The organism is Verminephrobacter aporrectodeae subsp. tuberculatae At4 (assembly GCF_000193225.1).
GTDB lineage: Bacteria > Pseudomonadota > Gammaproteobacteria > Burkholderiales > Burkholderiaceae_C > Acidovorax > Acidovorax aporrectodeae.
In genome coordinates this window covers 1-2,023 of sequence record NZ_AFAL01000781.1, presented here as the reverse complement: position 1 = coordinate 2,023, position 2,023 = coordinate 1, and the positions used below count along the sequence as shown (strand labels likewise).

Annotated in this window: 2 protein-coding genes; both read left to right on the top strand. The window is 65.7% G+C overall.

Going from position 1 to position 2,023, the window contains the following annotated elements; translation table 11 throughout:
• A partial coding sequence (locus tag VTU_RS29300; RefSeq protein ID WP_040893711.1) for a SwmB domain-containing protein occupies positions 1–1,706 on the top strand: 1,706 nt, incomplete at its 5' end.
• The coding region (locus VTU_RS29295) for a SwmB domain-containing protein (protein WP_040893709.1) at positions 1,703–2,023 on the top strand (321 nt) is incomplete at its 3' end. The genes VTU_RS29300 and VTU_RS29295, both read left to right, overlap by 4 nt.

Below are 2,023 nucleotides of genomic sequence, written 5' to 3'. Positions count from 1 at the left end.
TCACCGTCGCCTACGCCGACCCCACGACCGGCAACGACGCCAACGCCATACAGGACGCCGCCGGCAACGACGCGGCCAGCTTTGCGGCCACGGCGGTGACCAACAACACGCCAGCGCCAGCAGACACCACGCCCCCGGTGATCCACACCGCCAGGGTCACCAGCGACCAACTGGTGCTCACGTACACCGAAGCGAATAGCCTGAACGCGGCTGCGCTGACGGGCAACGCCGGCTTTACGGTGAGCAACGCTGCTGGCACGGCGGCCATCACCGTGAACAGCGCCGTGGTGAATGCAACGGCCAAGACCGTCACGCTGATGCTGAGCCGCATCGTGGCCCACGGGGAGACGCTGAGCCTCAGCTACGCCAGGCCCGAAAGCGGCACCGTGGTGCAGGACGCGGCAGGCAACGCGGCGGCGAGCTTCAGCAATCAGCCCGTGACGAACGCAACGCGAGACACCACGCCTCCGCGGGTGATCCAGAGCGGCGACAAAGGGCCCAGGGTCAACGGTGACCAACTGGTGCTCAGCTTCAACGACACGAGCAATCTGGACGCAGACCCGACCCACAAACCGGCGAACGAAGACTTCACGGTGCTGATGGCCTCTGGTGGTGCGCGCAACAACGTCACCCAGGTGCTCGTGAATGCGCAGGCAAAAACCATCACGCTGACGCTGACCAGTCACGCGACACTGGCCCAGATGGACTCCATCGACTACAACGACAGCACGCCCAGCGACACCAGTGGCATACGGGACGAGGCCCAAAACAGCCTGGGGAGCTTTTCGATCACCCTCGCACCGGACACCCAGCCCCCCACGCTGGCGGCGACCGACCCGATCACGATCGGCGACAACAAACTGGCCCGTGACGAAAGCACCACCGTCACCATCCGCTTCTCCGAAGCCATCACCAACTTCAGCCTCGACGACCTGACCGCGGAGGGGTCCGGCGCGAGGCTGTCCAACCTGCAAAGCACCGACGGCGGCACGACCTGGACGGTCACGCTGGCGGCCCCGACTTTGGATGATTACATCGGGGGGGCCATCTCCAGTTCGACGAACAACAAGATCCGCGTGAACCTGGCCGGAATCACCGACCTCGCGGGCAACGCCGGGGTGGGCACAGCGGACTCCACGGTCAGCTACGACATCGACCTTCAGGACCCCATCGCCACCATCACGCTGGCCGACAGCACCCTGACCGCTGGCGAAACCACCACCGTCACCTTCAGCTTCAACGAGGTCGTCACCAACTTTGATGCGAGCAAGATAGACCTCTTGAACGCGAACGGCACGCTGGGCCCGCTGACGGCCGGCGCAGACGGCAAAACCTGGACCGCGACCTTCACGCCCAGCGCCAACATAAACGACGCGAGCAACACCATCGGCGTGAACATGAGCGGTGTGCGGGACCAGGCGGGCAATAGCGCGACGGGCACGATCACCAGCGCCAACTACACCGTGGACACCCGGTCGGACACCACGGCCCCGGAGTTCAGCAGCGCCGCGGTCAACGGCAACGAACTGGTGCTCACGTACACGGAAGCGGGCACCCTGGACCCGGCAGCCCTGGCGGGCAACGCAGGCTTTACGGTCAGCAGCACGGGCACGGCCATTACCGTGAACAGCGCCGTGGTCAACGCCACGGCCAAGACCGTGACGCTGACGCTGAGCCGCGCCGTGACCAGCGCGGAGACCACGTGACCGTGAGCTACACCAAGCCCACATCCGGCGCCGTGGTGCAGGACGCTGCCGGCAACGACGCAGCGGACTTCAGCGCAAAGCCCGTGACGAACACCACGCCAGCGCCATCGGACACCACGGCCCCGGTGCTCATCACCGAGGGAGCCAAAGCGCCCAAGGTCAACGCAAGCACACTGGTGCTCAGCTTCGAGGACGCGGGCAACCTGAACGCGGACGCGAGCCGCAAGCCGGCGAGCGAAGACTTCACGGTGCTCGTCGCGGGCGAGCGCAACGCCGTCACGAATGTGCTCGTGAATGCGCAAGAAAAGACCGTCACG